Source organism: Lysobacterales bacterium (assembly GCA_016721845.1).
GTDB lineage: Bacteria > Pseudomonadota > Gammaproteobacteria > Xanthomonadales > Ahniellaceae > JADKHK01.
Genome location: JADKHK010000003.1, coordinates 353,400 through 367,606, shown reverse-complemented (window position 1 = coordinate 367,606; position 14,207 = coordinate 353,400). Strand labels below are relative to the sequence as shown.

Here is a 14,207-nt window from a genome sequence, read left to right as displayed (position 1 = left end):
GCCCTGCGAAGGGGTGCATTTTATCGCGGATGGAATTGGGATACACTCGGGCCAGTCCTCGCCAAATCAGAGGCTTAGCCGCCATGCTTAAACGAACGCTTGCAGTATTGGCCGGAATTCTGTTCAGCGCATCCGTATTTGCGCTGGATGCGGATGACCTGCGACCCGACCATCCGGACTCCTACACGGTCGTCGAAGGCGACACGCTGTGGGAAATCGCCGGTCGTTTCCTCAACAATCCCTGGCAATGGCCGGAGATCTGGCAGGCCAACGACCAGATCAAGAATCCGCACCTGATTTATCCCGGTGACGTGATCAGCCTGGTGTATGTCGACGGCCGGCCGATGCTGACCTCGGGCCGCGTGCTCGGTCAGCGACCGCAGAACGAGAAGCTGTCGCCGCGCATGCGTGACATGGGCGGCAAGCGCGCCGTCGGCCCGATCCCGCTGGACGAGCTGGAAGCCTTCCTCGAACACACGCGTGTGCTCAGCGAAGCCGATGCCGATGCCCTGCCCTACGTGGTCGGCAACGAAGAGACCCGTCTGCGCACGACCGAGATGGGCCTGGTCTACGTGCGCGGACTCGATGCCCGCCCGGGTACCGAGGTCGACATCGTGCGTCCCAGCTTCGTCTATCGCGAGATCCAGAAAGGCGCACCCTGGCAGCACAAGCCGCGCGAAGTGACGTCGCAAGACTGGAACCCGAGCCAGGGCCTCACGCTGGGCAGTCTCTGGTCCGACCACATCGGTCGCTACTGGCGCGAACGCAACAGCGAGATCCTCGGCCATGAGGTCGTCCAGGTCGCGCGGGCGCGCGTGATTGCCGAAGGCGATCCGGCGACGCTGGAAATTCGCGACGGCGATCTCGAAGCGCGGGCCGGCGACCTGATCCTGCCAGTCGATGCCTCGCCGTACGATCCGTCGTACTCGCAACATGCCCCCGACTCGGTGCCGGACAACATGCGTGTCCTCGCGGTATCGGACGGCTACTCGGCGACCGGCCCGGACCGCGTGGTCGCGCTCTCGCGCGGCGCCCGCGACGGCGTCGAGAACGGCCAGGTGTTCGCGGTCATGAACCAGGGCGAGCGCGTGCGCGACACCGTCAAGCATCCGAGCGGCGACATCAGCGCCGCCTTCAGTCCGAAGAAGAAGTACGTCACCTTGCCGGAAGAATTCGCCGGCCACGTGATGATCTTCCGCACCTTCGAGAAGGTCAGCTACGGCCTGGTGATGGATGGCAAGCGGCCGATCTTCATCAACGACCTGGCGCGCGAACCGCAGTCGCTCTGAGCGACTCCGAGATGCAATGAATAAGGGCGCGACGCGAGTCGCGCCCTTTTTTTGTCGGCTCAAAGACAGGTTGCCGGGCGCCAATACGGGCCGAAGCTCGAAATGGGACTGCATCCCGCTGCATTGCATGCTTGTACGTTGACATAGGTCGGCTCAATGCCTTTGTATGTCAGGCTCATTCGAGCCGAAGGTGCTCGAATCATGATTGCCGCCGAGCACATGGCCGACTTCATGTGTAAACGTATGGTCGCTGGTCGGGCAGTTGACGGCGACGACCGCCGCGAAAGCGTCTTCCGATGTCGAACTCGCTACACGTCTTGTTGCGACGCCGCACAATAGCGATCCCGAACCTTTTCGAAACAAATGGACAACAGCGTCAGCCTGAAGAGTATTGCGTAGCGCTGAGATGCTCGTAAAAGGCGACTGCCCCAGCAGGATGGCGTCACGTAAGGGCTCAGGTTGATTTGAGCTTGAATCGACACCGTTCGAGCCCGCAATTCGCTGATAGCCGACAATACGGACGAGCCCATCGACACCTCCATCGGAGAACGACTGGTTCATCGCTGTTACCAGCGTCCCGACTTTCGTTGCCATATTGCTCATGCCGTAGTAACTCGCGGCCTCGTCGCTGTAGGTAATCAACACATCGATGGTCGTCGACGACAGGTTTGTGGACGCCTTTGCAAGCGATGGTATTGAGCCGGCGGTCAAGATTTTCGATGAATCGCCCGCGACATCCTGACCACAGTCGCCGCCAGTTTCCGGGAACAACTCGCGGATGACGATGCGACCAGACGCCGCGCCCATGAATTCGAAGCGGCGTCCTCCCGCGTTCGCCGCACCGGCCATTCGGCCCTGTCTGCGTGTCAGTACCAGGTAGCCGTCGCCACCCTGCTCCGAACCCACCCAGCTTTGGATTCCTTCAGCGCTCTGCTCAACGCGCTGCCCTTCGAACACGAACAATTCTCCGGGCATCAGTTCGACGGCGATGGTGCCACCTTGAACGAAACTGCGTCGACCAAGTGGTCCGGTATCTTCGACTCCGGACAGGTCGATGTCTGCAACCGAAAGACGGTGTGCATCGGCGATTGCCGCTTCGGCTGGCTCAATGGCCGCCGCACTATTTCGGTCAACGGCACGCGCGTTGCGAACGATGCTGGCTACGTCGCTGGATTGCGCTTGACAGGAGAGAGAGAGAGAGAGAGAAGGATGGCCGCCAATCCTGACGGGCTCCGCGAGCATTTCATGATCATGATTTCACCTTGCTTGGCGTTGGTTGTTCAGGTTCGGCAATGGCGCCGTACGCTGGGTGCGGTCCCGCAACCGTTGTTCCCCCGGTTGTTGCCTGGTTGGCGACCGTTGCTCATCTTGGCAGCCTTGGTCTTGGGAGTGTTTGAGCCCGGCCCCGTGTCGGCAGGCGCAACACCCGAGAACGGCTTGTACTGGGCACCGGGACGGCCGGCACAGCTTTACGCCATCGAGCATCAGGAAGACCGAGTGGTGCTGGTCGTCATGAGTTACGACGACGCCGGCCGGGCCGAATGGTTCACCGCGTCCGGGCCGTTGACGGCCGGCATGTTGATCGGCACGCCTGGCCACGACGACGCCGATGCGGCCTATCTGGATGCACCGCTGCATCGCCTGAGCGGGGGGCCGCCACTCGATTTTCGCCCGCAGTTGCCAAACCCGGTCCCCTATTTTTCGGCTGCACCTGTTGGCAGGGTGACGGTCGAGTTCTATGGGAGTGGCAGCGTTCAGATGTTCTTGCGTTACAACGGCCAGGTGGTGACGAGTTCACTGACGCGATTCAACTTCGGCTACGGCGGTTTTGGGCAGAGCGAGTTCCTGCCCCACATGACGTGCTGGCCGGACCTGAGCGGCGAATGGGTGTTCGTGGATCGGTCCGAACTCGCCAGCCCTGCCCGGCGATACAAGTTCTCGCAACCGCGACTGCGCGCCTGGAACTTGCAATTGCTCCCCACAAACGACATGCGTTGCGGCCCCGGCGACCAGACACACGACGTCGAGTACCGCGACGAGATGGGCGGCGCGATGCTGCGTTGCAGACAGACCCGGGAAGACTCGGGCAGTATCGGCATCGATCCAGCGACATACGGCTGCCAATTGATCGAGGCGAACGAAGTCGTGTTTTCCTTCGAGGGCTACTACACCCAACTGGACCGCATCCGCGCCTGGCGCGGTACGCTGCCCGACAACGCCGATCGTGTATTCAATGACCCGGACGGGCCGCCGATCACCGGTTTCCGCGTGCGCTGATTCGACCAATCTGCGAGATTTCCGAGCCCGGATTCCGAGGCGAACTGGCGCGGGCATTCTTGGTCGTCGGCACCCTGTGGCAATGGACACAGACCCCCGCATCGACCTCACCGAACGCGACGCCTGGCTGATCGCGCTGCGCACGCCCGGACTTGGCAATCTGCGCATCGCGACACTGCATGAACATTTCGGCAACCTGCATGCCGCGCTCGATGCGAGTCGGGGCGCCTTGCGCGCGGCCGGCCTGCCCGACGCCGTCTGTGCCGAACTGGCGCGCAGCGGCCGCGACCTGATCCGTGCCGATCTCGCCTGGCTCGATGCCGCGCCCGATCGACACGTGCTGACGCTGGCCGATCCCGACTACCCGCCGTTGCTGCGCCGACTCGACGATGCGCCGCCCGTGCTGTTCGTCGAAGGCGACCTGAACGCGTTGTGGCGGGCGCAGATCGCGATGGTCGGCAGCCGCAATGCCAGTCGCTCCGGCAGCGGCATCGCCGGCGATTTCGCCCGGCATTTTGCGCGGCTCGGCATCGTCGTCACCAGTGGCCTCGCCGAGGGCATCGACGGCGCCGCACATGCGGCCTGCCTCGAAGCGGGCGGCGCAACCGTCGCGGTTTGCGGCACCGGGCTCGATCGGGTCTATCCGGACCGCCATCGCGAACTCGCACACCGCATCCGCACCCAGGGCGCGCTGGTCTCCGAGTTCCCGATCGGCACGCCGCCGCTGCCCGAGCATTTCCCGCGCCGCAACCGCATCATCGCCGGCCTCGCCCTCGGTACCCTGGTGGTCGAGGCGTCGATGAAGTCCGGGTCGCTGATCACCGCCCGTCTTGCCGCCGAATGCGGCCGTGACGTGTTCGCGATTCCCGGTTCGATCCATGATCCGCGGGCGCGTGGCTGCCATCACCTGATCCGCAACGGCGCCACCCTGGTCACCGAGGCCAGCGACGTGATCGAAGCTCTGCAGCCGATCGGGCACGAACTCGGCGACGCCTTGCGTGCCCGTCTCGCGACCCAGGCCGCGCCGCCGTCGCTGGCCTGCACGCCAGATATCGCGAATGGCCGCCTGCTCGAGGCCATCGGTTTCGCACCCACCGATTTTGACAGTCTGGTGACGGCGACCGGGTTGACCGCCGGCGCGATCTCTTCCATGCTGATGTCGCTGGAACTCGACGGACATGTCGCCGATCTTGGTGGCGGCCGTTATCAACGACTCGCGCGGTGACTGCATTGGTTGAATCCGGACGGATACCAAGGCTGAACCCCCTCCGCAGCACGATGCGCGGCTCTCCCAACCTCCCTCCGAAACCGGCGCCGGTCGCGTCGTTCGGGCGGTTTTTCCATCACCTTCACACTGGAGCGCACCATGAAGGAGTCCGTGCTGTCGGTGCTGGTCTACCTGTTCCGCAACTATTTTCTCGGCGAACCGGACACCGTGCACGATCGCGATTCGCTGCAGTCCGAGCTGATCGACGCCGGTTTCGATGCCCTGCACGTCGGCAAGGCGTTCGACTGGTTGGCGGAATTGCAGGACGACACCCACACCGCAGCGAACGTTGCGCGATCGCAGCCGGTGCGCGTCTATGCGGCCGAGGAGCTGGATCTGCTCGATGCCGAGTGCCGCGGCTTCCTGATGGCGCTGGAGCAGCGCGGCGTGCTCGATGCCGAGGCGCGCGAGCGCGTGATCGAGCGAGCGCTGGCGCTGGAGCAGTCGCCGGTCGACCTGCATGACCTGAAATGGGTCGTCCTGCTGGTGCTTTACAACACCCCGGATCGCGAGGCGGGCTATGCCTGGATGGAGTCGGAATTGCTCGGTGCGCACATGCGCCGCAACTGACTGTCTGCAGGTACTGGCTTGACAGCACTATCCCGGCCGTGAATCACTGAAAGAAGCACGCGCGCGTGTGCGCGCGAGGGAAACGTCGGGCCGCAAGGCGCGAATCGCCCCACCACCACGAATCAACAAGGATGCCGCGACACCTCGCGGCGCTGAAAGGACCATGGCCAAAAACCTGCTCATCGTCGAATCGCCCGCCAAGGCCAAGACGATCAACAAATACCTCGGCAAGGACTTTCACGTCCTCGCCTCCTACGGCCACGTCCGCGATCTGGTGCCGCGCGAAGGCGCGGTCGATCCCGAGCGCGATTTCGCGATGCGCTACGAATTGATCGAGAAGAACGAGAAACACGTCGAAGCGATCGCGAAGGCCGCGAAAGTCGCCACCGCGCTCTACCTTGCGACCGACTTGGATCGCGAGGGCGAAGCGATCAGTTGGCACATCAGCGAGATTCTGCGCGAGCGTGGCCTGCTCGAAGGCCGCAAGGTCCATCGTGTGGTGTTTTCCGAGATCACGCCGAAGGCGATCAACGAGGCCGTCGCGCACCCGCGCAAGCTGCAGAACGATCTGGTCAACGCCCAGCAGGCGCGACGTGCGCTCGACTATCTGGTCGGCTTCAACCTCAGCCCGGTGCTGTGGCGCAAGGTGCAGACCGGGCTCTCGGCCGGGCGCGTGCAGTCGCCAGCCTTGCGCCTGATTTGCCAGCGCGAGGAAGAGATCGAAGCCTTCCAGGCCCAGGAATACTGGTCGATCGCCGCGCAGTGCGCGCATCCGACCCAGGGTTTCGACGCCCGTCTGCTGCGCTACGACGGACTCAAGGTCGAACAATTCACGTTCCGCGATGGCGAATCGGCCGAAGCGGCGCGCGCCGAACTCGTGCGTGCCGCGAACGGCATGCTCAAGGTCGCCGAAGTCACTCGCAAGCAGCGCCAGCGTCGTCCGTCGCCGCCCTTCATCACCTCGACCCTGCAGCAGGAGGCGGCACGCAAGCTCGGCTTCGGCACCTCGCGCACCATGCGCCTGGCCCAGGGGCTCTACGAAGGCGTGCAGATCGGCGATGAGGGCCTGGTGGGCCTGATCACCTACATGCGTACCGATGCGGTGCATCTCGCCAACGACGCGATTGCCGAGCTGCGCGACGTCATCGCGCAACGTTATGGCAAGCAGGCGCTGCCGGACACGCCGAACGTCTACAAGACCAAGTCCAAGAATGCGCAGGAAGCGCACGAGGCGATCCGCCCGACCTCGGCCTTGCATACGCCCGAGTCGATGGCGAAATACCTGAATCCGGACCAGATGAAGCTTTATGAGCTGATCTGGAAGCGCACTGTGGCTTGCCAGATGGCGCCGGCGCTGATGGAAACCGTGGCGGTCGATCTGGCTGCGGGTTCGAAGCATGCGTTCCGCGCCACCGGCACCACGGTGATCGAACCCGGTTTCCTGGCCGTGTACGAAGAAGGCCGCGACCAGAAGACCGAGGAAGATGACGACGAAGGCCGTCGCCTGCCGTTGATGAAGGAGGGCGACCTCATTCCGTTGTCGCAGGTGCTGGCCGACCAGCATTTCACCGAGCCGCCGCCGCGGTATTCCGAGGCCTCGCTGGTCAAGGCGCTGGAGGAATACGGCATCGGTCGTCCGTCGACGTACGCCAGCATCATCCAGACCCTGCTTGGTCGCGAATACGTGATGCTGGATGCCCGCCGGTTCCGCCCGACCGATGTCGGCCGCGTCGTTGCGAAGTTCCTGTCCAACCATTTCGCCCAATATGTCGACTACGAATTCACCGCGCGCATGGAGGACGAACTCGATGCCGTCTCGCGCGGCGAAGAGGAATGGGTGCCCTTGCTGCGCAAGTTCTGGACGCCGTTCAAGGCCCAGGTTGCGGACAAGATGGAAACCGTTTCGCTCGACGAGGCCAAGCAGAACCGCGTGCTCGGCAATGACCCGGTCACCGGCAAACCGATCTCGGTGCGCCTCGGCCGCTTCGGGCCGTTCGCGCAGATCGGCACCAAGGAAGACGAGGACAAGCCGAAGTTCGCGTCGCTGCAGGCCGGCCAGAGCCTGCACACGATCACGCTCGAAGACGCATTGGAGCTCTTCAAGCTGCCGCGCATGCTCGGGCATGCGGCCGATGGCAAGGAAGTCAGCGCCGCGGTCGGCCGCTTCGGGCCGTTCGTGAAGCACGGCAGCACCTATGCGTCGATCAAGGCGCCGGATTCGCCGTACACGATCGAATTGCCGCGCGCGTTGCAACTGATCGAGGAAAAGGAAGAGCAGATCCGCAACCGCATCATCCTGAGTTTCGACGACGGCGCCATCGAAGTGTTGAACGGCAAGTACGGGCCGTACATCACCAATGGCGAGCGCAACGGCAAGATTCCCAAGGACCGCGATCCGAAGACGCTGACGCGCGAGGAATGCGTGGCCCTGCTTGAAGCCGGAAAGCCGGTCAAGAAGAAGGCCGGACGCTTCGGCCGTGCCGCCAAGAAGGCGGCGCCCGCGAAGAAGGCCGCGGTGAAGAAGGCCGTGCCAGTGAAGGCAGCGGCTGCGAAAAAGGCACCGGCCAAGAAAGCGGCGGCCAAGAAGGCCGTGAAGAAGGCGCCAGCGAAGAAGAAAGCCGCGGTCAAGAAGGCGACGAAGAAAGCCGCTTGAGGGCGGAGATGTCGAGCGACGGCGCGACCGTTGCGGTCGCTGCCGTATGATCGGATCCACTCGACTTCGATGCCGCCATGTTCGGTCTGGAAATCCTGCTCGCACTGATCCTGAAGTTCTGGACGATCCTCTACGGGCTCGTCTACGGCTCCATCACCAGCCTGCCGCGGCTGCATCGGTCCCTGCTGGCACGACAGCTCAAGGTCGAGTGGCACGAAGCCGAATACCTGATCGTGCAGAGCGCCGACCGCGACCTGCACATCGCCGACCTGACCGTGATCACCTTGGTCGGCGGTCGCGGCCATGTCGCTTTCCGTGAACGCGACACCCTGCTGCTGCAGGGCCAGACCCTGCGCATCCCGGTCGATCCGAATGCCGACGCGCTGGTCCTGATCGGCGAGATGCTCGATCTCGGCAAGGGCCGCGAGACCCGCCTGTACCGTCGCATCGAACGCGAACGCGGGGTGTTGCCGCCATGACTCGATTGGGCCGTAGCGCCGCCCTCATGGCCGTGCTTGCGCTCGTCGCAGGCTGCGCCCAGCAACCGCGACTGGCGCGCGTGGCCACGACATCCGCCTCGACCTGCGCATCCGGCGATACCGCGATGCGCCGGAGCGTGCTCTATTTCGGCGCTGCGATCCCCAACAGCAGCGATACCGTCGACGCGACCGAGTGGCAGGCCTTCCTCGACCGCGAAGTCACCCCGCGCTTCCCCGACGGCCTCACCTGGTTCGATGCCCGCGGGCAATGGCGCGGCCACGACGGCCAGGTGATCGGCGAAGCCAGCCGCGTGCTGATCCTGCTGCATGGCGACGATGCCGCTGCAACCGCGTCCGTCGACGCCATTCGCAGCGCTTACCAGCAGACCTTCGCCCAGGAAGCGGTGATGGTCGAACGCGAACCGTCCTGCGTGGCGTTCTAGGCAGCTCAGCTCAGTCCAGACAGCATGCCGGATCGCTGCAGCGTCTCTGCCATCGCCTGCTCTTCCAGCGAATAGACACCGCGAGCAGCGCGCCACACCAGCTTCTTTTCCTGCAAGGCAGACAGCGCGGCCTGGACATTAGGAACATCGGCACGCGCCTCGGATTCAGCCACTCCGGCGATGACCAACGCGCGCTTGTACATCTCAAGCGTGGCAGCCTCGAAGGGCGCGAACGACTCGCCCTGAGACGCCATCACCCGCAACACGGCGGACTGAATCGGGGTCAGACTATGAACGATCTTCATCAACTCGCCGTTCATCGCTTCAATCTGGTTTTTCACTTCGTTGCCGAAGCGGGCTGGACCGGCGACCGGGTCGAGCGTGAAGTCGAAGCGGAACACGTCGGCCGCAGCGTAGATGACTTCCGGCCGGTGACCGGCTTGCTCGAACAGGCCTAGCACCACGCTCGGATCCAATTGGAACGGCAGATCGACGCGCGCGCAGAACCATGCGATGTAGTCGGCGGCTAGAGGCGGAAAATTGACCATTGGCGCGCCAAAAAAAGCTTGGTCTTTGCCATTGCGAAGCATCGCGAGCTTGTCGCGATTGGAGCCCGTGCAGACGAGGCGCAAGCCGTGATGCGCCGAGCTGTTCAACTCGTCCCTCGCGGCCTTCAGTGCGAACAACGCTTCGCTGCCCTCGGCCGTCGTGATCGCGTGCTGCGCTTCATCGATGATCAGCACGATCATCTTGCCGGTGTCGTCAGAGAGCGCCGCGAGCGCATCCGCCAGTGAGATATCTCTGTCCAGGCCCACGCGCTCAAGATCGAACTGCACGCCGGCAACATTCATGCCGGACAGGCCGACCCGTTTTGCCAATCGTTGGATGACCCCATCGCGTTCGGCCAGAAGCGCGCGTACAGCACCGACGATGACGGCACCCGGGTTCGCTGCCGGGTTTGCCCACAAGTCGACGTACAGGACCAAGGCGCCGGCTGCTTCCAGCGCCGGACGCAGATCTTCGCGCACAAACGTGGATTTGCCCGTTCGCCGCGGCGCCGCGAGGAAGACGCCCGAAGCCGCCGCACTGCCCACGGCGACATGCAGGATTTTGTCGGCGAGAGATTGCGCCAGTTCCGGCCGATGGAAGACGTTGTCTTGGTCGCGCAAGGCCATGAAACACCAGAATTATGGGGAATTATGGTGCTTTATAGTCGATTATGTCCGGCATGGCGAATACCATGACATGGACCGGCCTGACGCCCCTCAAATCCCGTGCTGCTGGCGCACCGAGGTGATGCGTTCGCGGACCTTGGGCAAGAGCGAGTCCGACGATTCGGCGCGCTCGAAGATCGAGCGGAGCACGCGTTTCTCGTCTTCGTCGACGATCTTGTCGCGCAGCGCCAGGCCGAGCAGGAAGTTCAGTTCGCCCTCGTCGATGGTGCCGTCGTCGGCGAAGACCTTGATCGCGCTCCAGGCAATTTCGGTATAGCTCTTGGGTTGGATCGTGCTCATCGGGCGGCTCCGTTCGGGACATTGGACGCTAACAACGGGGGCGTGGCCGAGGCAATCCCGGCGCCGCCGACCAATGCGCCATATGGGTGCACATTGCGCCAATGCAGTGCGAGCGTATTGACGATCCCGTTCATGACACCGCCAAGTCCTTGAAATAAATGGTTAGAGCGTTGGCACGCCGATTGCGCTGCAACATCCACCTCAACCCAACGGAGCTGCACCATGTCGGTCGAAAACGTGCTGAAGATGATCAAGGACCACGAGGTCGAATTCGTCGACCTGCGTTTCGCCGACATGCTCGGCAAGCAGCACCACGTGACCTTCCCGGCCCACGCCATCGACGCCAGCACCTTCGAGGACGGCAAGATGTTCGATGGCTCGTCGATCTCGGGCTGGAAGGGCATCAACGAATCCGACATGGTCCTGATGCCGGACGCCAGCACCGCCGTGCTTGATCCGTTCACCGAACACACCACCCTGATCCTGGTCTGCGACGTGCTCGAACCGAGCACGATGCAGGCCTACTCGCGCGACCCGCGGACCACCGCGAAGCGCGCCGAAGCCTTCCTGAAGTCGTCGGGCATTGCCGACACCGCGTTCTTCGGTCCGGAGCCGGAATTCTTCATCTTCGACAACGTCCGCTGGCAGAACAACATGAACGCCACTGGCTTCGAGATCGAGTCCGAAGAAGCGGCGTGGAGCTCGAACAAGAAGTTCGAAAGCGGCAACACCGGTCATCGCCCGGCCGTCAAGGGCGGTTACTTCCCGGTGGCGCCGGTGGATTCGCTGAACGACATCCGCGGCGAAATGTGCAAGGTGCTGGAAGCGATGGGCCAGACCGTCGAAGTGCACCACCATGAAGTCGCCAACGCCGGCCAGTGCGAGATCGGCGTCAAGTTCAACACCATGGTCGCCAAGGCCGACGAGTTGATGAACCTGAAGTACGTGGTCAAGAACGTCGCGCACCGCAACGGCAAGACCGCGACCTTCATGCCGAAGCCGCTGGTCGGCGACAACGGCTCGGGCATGCACGTGCACCAGTCGCTCGCGAAGGGTGGGCAGAACCTGTTTGCCGGCGACGGCTACGGTGGCCTGAGCCAGCTCGCGCTCTGGTACATCGGCGGCATCTTCAAGCATGCGCGCGCGATCAACGCCTTCACCAACTCGACCACCAACAGCTACAAGCGCCTGGTGCCGGGTTACGAGGCACCGGTGATGCTGGCCTACTCGGCGCGCAACCGTTCGGCCTCGTGCCGCATTCCGTGGGTGTCTTCGCCGAAGGCACGCCGCATCGAAATCCGCTTCCCGGATCCGGTGAACTCCGGTTACCTCGCCTTCGCCGCGCTGATGATGGCCGGCCTCGACGGCATCAAGAACAAGATCGATCCGGGTGCGCCCAGCGACAAGGATCTGTACGACCTGCCGCCCGAAGAAGCGAAGGACATTCCGACCGTCTGCCATTCGCTCGACCAGGCACTCGAAGCGCTCGATAAGGACCGTGAATTCCTGAAAGCCGGCGGCGTCTTCAGCGACGACATGATCGACGGCTACATCGACCTGAAGATGCAGGAAGTCACCAAGTTCCGCGCTGCGACGCACCCGCTCGAGTTCCAGCTGTACTACTCGATCTGAGTCCGGAGAAATCCCGCCCGGCGATGTCACGCCGGAAGCCCTGCTGAGGCCTTGATCTCGAGACGATCGCTCAGCAGGGCACCGGGTTCAGCACAGGAAGGGCGATGTGAACGACGCGACCGCCGGTCGCTGACGATCGCTCCTCGACCTGCCATCCGATCCGCGTCGCGAGGCGGCCGACCAGGGTCAGTCCCAGTCCTCGATCACTTCGGGTCGGACCGGGACGCACCGGTTCGCCCCGGGAAACGGCCGTCGTTTCGAAGGTGATCTGAAACGCATTGTCGGCACACCTCATGAGCAGGGTGCCGACCGGTGCCGGAGGGATCAGGCGTCGCACCACGCCCTGCAGGATCAGCGTCGCTTCCCGCAACGGCACGACGATGGATCCTGTCGCCTCGACCGACACCAGCAATCCGTTGCCATCGACCGACGCGACGATGGGTGCAGCGCCATCGTGCAGCAGGCGGGCGATGTCGACCTCGATCATCTCGACCGGTTCGCGACGGACCAGACGCAACAGGACGTCGACGAGTTCGCCGAGTTCGCCCACGCCCCGGTCGATGCGACGGATGCGTTGCCGCGTGGCCTCGTCGAGGTCGTCCTGCTCCGACAGCACCTCCGCCGCGCCACGCACGACCGCGACCGGCGTGCGCAATTCGTGGCTCGCGTCGGCAAAGAACGCGCGCTCCGACGCATCGGCCTCGACGAGCCGCGCCTGATAGCCGTCGATGGCTTGCGCAAGACGACCCAGCTCATCGGCGTTGGTGCCCACGGCCAGATGCGTGCGGCGGGCCTCGGTCGGCAGTGACTCCACGGCCTTCGCCAGGGACCGCACCGGTGCAATCGACGAGCCCGCGAGCCACCAGCCCAGTCCACCGGACAGCAAGGTACCGAGCAGGATGATCGCGATCAGGAAGTTCGTGAAGTGCCGCTCCAGGCGCTCGATGTCACTGAGGTCGATGACAAGGAGCAGCCGGCCCGGCGCGATATCGAAGACGCCGACATGAACACCGGTGTCGTCCTCGTCCTCGAATTCATGGATGCCCGGCGGGAGATCGGCGATCTCGGCGGGCGCATCACTTGCACCCTCCGGGGTCCTCAAATAGCCGCTCAGGCGATGGGTGCGCGGCAAGGTCGTGGTCGGGTCGGTCGCCAGTCGAAGGCCGTAGTCTTCGGCCTGGCCGCGCAGGATCTCGTCCACGAGTACGTGTTCGTAGTCCTCGGCGATGAACACCATCGCGCCGGCAAACAACAGGCAAAGCAGGCCACCGAGCACGGTGAAACCGAGTGCGACGCGGGCCCGCAGTCCCAGGTTCATGGCGGCGCCGCCAGGCGATAACCGACGCTACGGATGGTCTGGATCAATGCCGTGTCGAAGCCCCGATCGATCTGCGAGCGCAAGGCGTGCATGTGTGTCTGCAGCGCCGCCCGATCGCCGCTGCCATCCGCCCACACGATCCGGCGCAACTTCTCGTGCGAGACGACCGCCGGCGATTGCGTCATCAACGCGACCAGGATCTGCGATTGCGCCAAGGTGAGCATGCACTGTCGATCGCCGCGGGTGGCGATCATCGATCTGGGGTCGTAGGTCAACGAACCAATCCGCAGGGGCGCATCGAGCCGGGGTCGGACGCGTCGAATCAGGGACGCAATGCGTGCCTCGAGTTCCCGCATCGCGAATGGCTTGACCAGATAGTCGTCCGCACCTTCGGCGAAACCGCGGAGCTTGTCGTCGAGGGTGTCGCGCGCGGTCAGCATCAGAATCGGCACTCCGTGCCCGGCGGCACGCAAACGCTGGCACAGCTCGAGGCCATCGAGCTTGGGCAGGCCGAGATCCAGCACGATCACGTCGATGTTTCCCGCCATCGCGGCGGCGAGGCCGCGCTCGCCATCCGGCGCGTGATCGACGCTGTAGCCGCGCCGTTCGAGAAAGTCCCAGATGTTGGCGGCAATGTCGTGTTGATCCTCGATGATCAGCACGTGCAAGCCGAGCGGAGCGCGAGCAGGAGTCATGCCCTTAGCTTGCCATCGTCGCACGCTGCTTAACAATTTCCTGAGATTCGCCTGAGACGCGCTTACGACC

General features: G+C 63.8%; 13 protein-coding genes. 8 read left to right on the top strand and 5 right to left on the bottom strand.

The features are described 5' to 3' along the window. Positions 1-83: 83 nt before the first annotated feature. Positions 84-1,289, top strand: coding sequence for a LysM peptidoglycan-binding domain-containing protein (locus IPP28_01900; GenBank protein MBL0039808.1), 1,206 nt, complete (start codon positions 84-86; stop codon positions 1,287-1,289). A gap of 153 nt (positions 1,290-1,442) precedes the next feature. Here the strand turns inward: IPP28_01900 and IPP28_01895 are convergent, their stop codons facing one another. Then, positions 1,443-2,531, bottom strand: coding sequence for a hypothetical protein (locus tag IPP28_01895; protein ID MBL0039807.1), 1,089 nt, complete (start codon positions 2,529-2,531; stop codon positions 1,443-1,445). Between IPP28_01895 and IPP28_01890 the strand changes: the two genes are divergently transcribed. From IPP28_01890 to IPP28_01865, 6 genes are all read left to right on the top strand, one after another. Next, the gene (locus IPP28_01890) at positions 2,499-3,566 is read left to right on the top strand and encodes a hypothetical protein (GenBank protein MBL0039806.1); all 1,068 of its coding nucleotides are present in this window, start codon (positions 2,499-2,501) and stop codon (positions 3,564-3,566) included. The two genes, IPP28_01895 and IPP28_01890, sit on opposite strands and share 33 nt — an antisense overlap. 82 nt (positions 3,567-3,648) lie before the next feature. After that, positions 3,649-4,791: a DNA-protecting protein DprA gene (gene dprA, locus IPP28_01885; GenBank protein ID MBL0039805.1), complete on the top strand. Its 1,143-nt coding sequence runs from the start codon at positions 3,649-3,651 to the stop codon at positions 4,789-4,791. Positions 4,792-4,932: 141 nt separating this feature from the next. After that, positions 4,933-5,403, top strand: coding sequence for a DUF494 domain-containing protein (locus tag IPP28_01880; GenBank protein ID MBL0039804.1), 471 nt, complete (start codon positions 4,933-4,935; stop codon positions 5,401-5,403). A gap of 163 nt (positions 5,404-5,566) precedes the next feature. Next, positions 5,567-8,056, top strand: coding sequence for a DNA topoisomerase I (locus tag IPP28_01875; GenBank protein MBL0039803.1), 2,490 nt, complete (start codon positions 5,567-5,569; stop codon positions 8,054-8,056). Positions 8,057-8,133: 77 nt separating this feature from the next. After that, entirely contained in the window at positions 8,134-8,535 is a 402-nt protein-coding gene (locus IPP28_01870) for a hypothetical protein (GenBank protein MBL0039802.1), read from the top strand. Continuing rightward, a complete protein-coding gene (locus tag IPP28_01865; protein ID MBL0039801.1) occupies positions 8,532-8,978 on the top strand; it encodes a DUF3574 domain-containing protein in 447 nt (148 codons plus the stop codon). The genes IPP28_01870 and IPP28_01865 overlap by 4 nt, the downstream gene beginning before the upstream one ends. Before the next feature lie 5 nt (positions 8,979-8,983). Here IPP28_01865 and IPP28_01860 read toward each other — a convergent pair whose 3' ends face one another. After that, positions 8,984-10,153: an ATP-binding protein gene (locus IPP28_01860; GenBank protein MBL0039800.1), complete on the bottom strand. Its 1,170-nt coding sequence runs from the start codon at positions 10,151-10,153 to the stop codon at positions 8,984-8,986. A 90-nt stretch (positions 10,154-10,243) separates the two neighbouring features. Further along, on the bottom strand, positions 10,244-10,492 hold the full coding sequence (locus tag IPP28_01855; GenBank protein MBL0039799.1) for a hypothetical protein: 249 nt from the start codon (positions 10,490-10,492) through the stop codon (positions 10,244-10,246). 222 nt (positions 10,493-10,714) lie between these two features. Between IPP28_01855 and glnA the strand changes: the two genes are divergently transcribed. Next, positions 10,715-12,124, top strand: a complete 1,410-nt coding sequence (glnA, locus tag IPP28_01850) for a type I glutamate--ammonia ligase (GenBank protein ID MBL0039798.1) — start codon at positions 10,715-10,717, stop codon at positions 12,122-12,124. Positions 12,125-12,194: 70 nt separating this feature from the next. Here glnA and IPP28_01845 read toward each other — a convergent pair whose 3' ends face one another. Together IPP28_01845 and IPP28_01840 are read right to left on the bottom strand one after the other, a co-directional pair. Then, entirely contained in the window at positions 12,195-13,442 is a 1,248-nt protein-coding gene (locus IPP28_01845; GenBank protein MBL0039797.1) for a HAMP domain-containing histidine kinase, read from the bottom strand. After that, complete coding sequence (locus tag IPP28_01840; protein MBL0039796.1) at positions 13,439-14,137, bottom strand: response regulator transcription factor; 699 nt, start codon at positions 14,135-14,137, stop codon at positions 13,439-13,441. The genes IPP28_01845 and IPP28_01840 overlap by 4 nt, the downstream gene beginning before the upstream one ends. Positions 14,138-14,207: the final 70 nt, after the last annotated feature.

Bases quoted from the DNA above. Each gene is read 5' to 3' on its own strand.
- IPP28_01860 (MBL0039800.1), bottom strand. From the start codon at position 10,153: ATGGCCTTGCGCGACCAAGACAACGTCTTCCATCGGCCGGAACTGGCG.
- IPP28_01880 (MBL0039804.1), top strand. From the start codon at position 4,933: ATGAAGGAGTCCGTGCTGTCGGTGCTGGTCTACCTGTTCCGCAACTAT.
- IPP28_01865 (MBL0039801.1), top strand. From the start codon at position 8,532: ATGACTCGATTGGGCCGTAGCGCCGCCCTCATGGCCGTGCTTGCGCTC.
- dprA (MBL0039805.1), top strand. From the start codon at position 3,649: ATGGACACAGACCCCCGCATCGACCTCACCGAACGCGACGCCTGGCTG.
- IPP28_01870 (MBL0039802.1), top strand. From the start codon at position 8,134: ATGTTCGGTCTGGAAATCCTGCTCGCACTGATCCTGAAGTTCTGGACG.
- IPP28_01845 (MBL0039797.1), bottom strand. From the start codon at position 13,442: ATGAACCTGGGACTGCGGGCCCGCGTCGCACTCGGTTTCACCGTGCTC.
- IPP28_01875 (MBL0039803.1), top strand. From the start codon at position 5,567: ATGGCCAAAAACCTGCTCATCGTCGAATCGCCCGCCAAGGCCAAGACG.
- IPP28_01855 (MBL0039799.1), bottom strand. From the start codon at position 10,492: ATGAGCACGATCCAACCCAAGAGCTATACCGAAATTGCCTGGAGCGCG.
- IPP28_01890 (MBL0039806.1), top strand. From the start codon at position 2,499: ATGGCCGCCAATCCTGACGGGCTCCGCGAGCATTTCATGATCATGATT.
- IPP28_01900 (MBL0039808.1), top strand. From the start codon at position 84: ATGCTTAAACGAACGCTTGCAGTATTGGCCGGAATTCTGTTCAGCGCA.
- IPP28_01840 (MBL0039796.1), bottom strand. From the start codon at position 14,137: ATGACTCCTGCTCGCGCTCCGCTCGGCTTGCACGTGCTGATCATCGAG.
- IPP28_01895 (MBL0039807.1), bottom strand. From the start codon at position 2,531: ATGCTCGCGGAGCCCGTCAGGATTGGCGGCCATCCTTCTCTCTCTCTC.
- glnA (MBL0039798.1), top strand. From the start codon at position 10,715: ATGTCGGTCGAAAACGTGCTGAAGATGATCAAGGACCACGAGGTCGAA.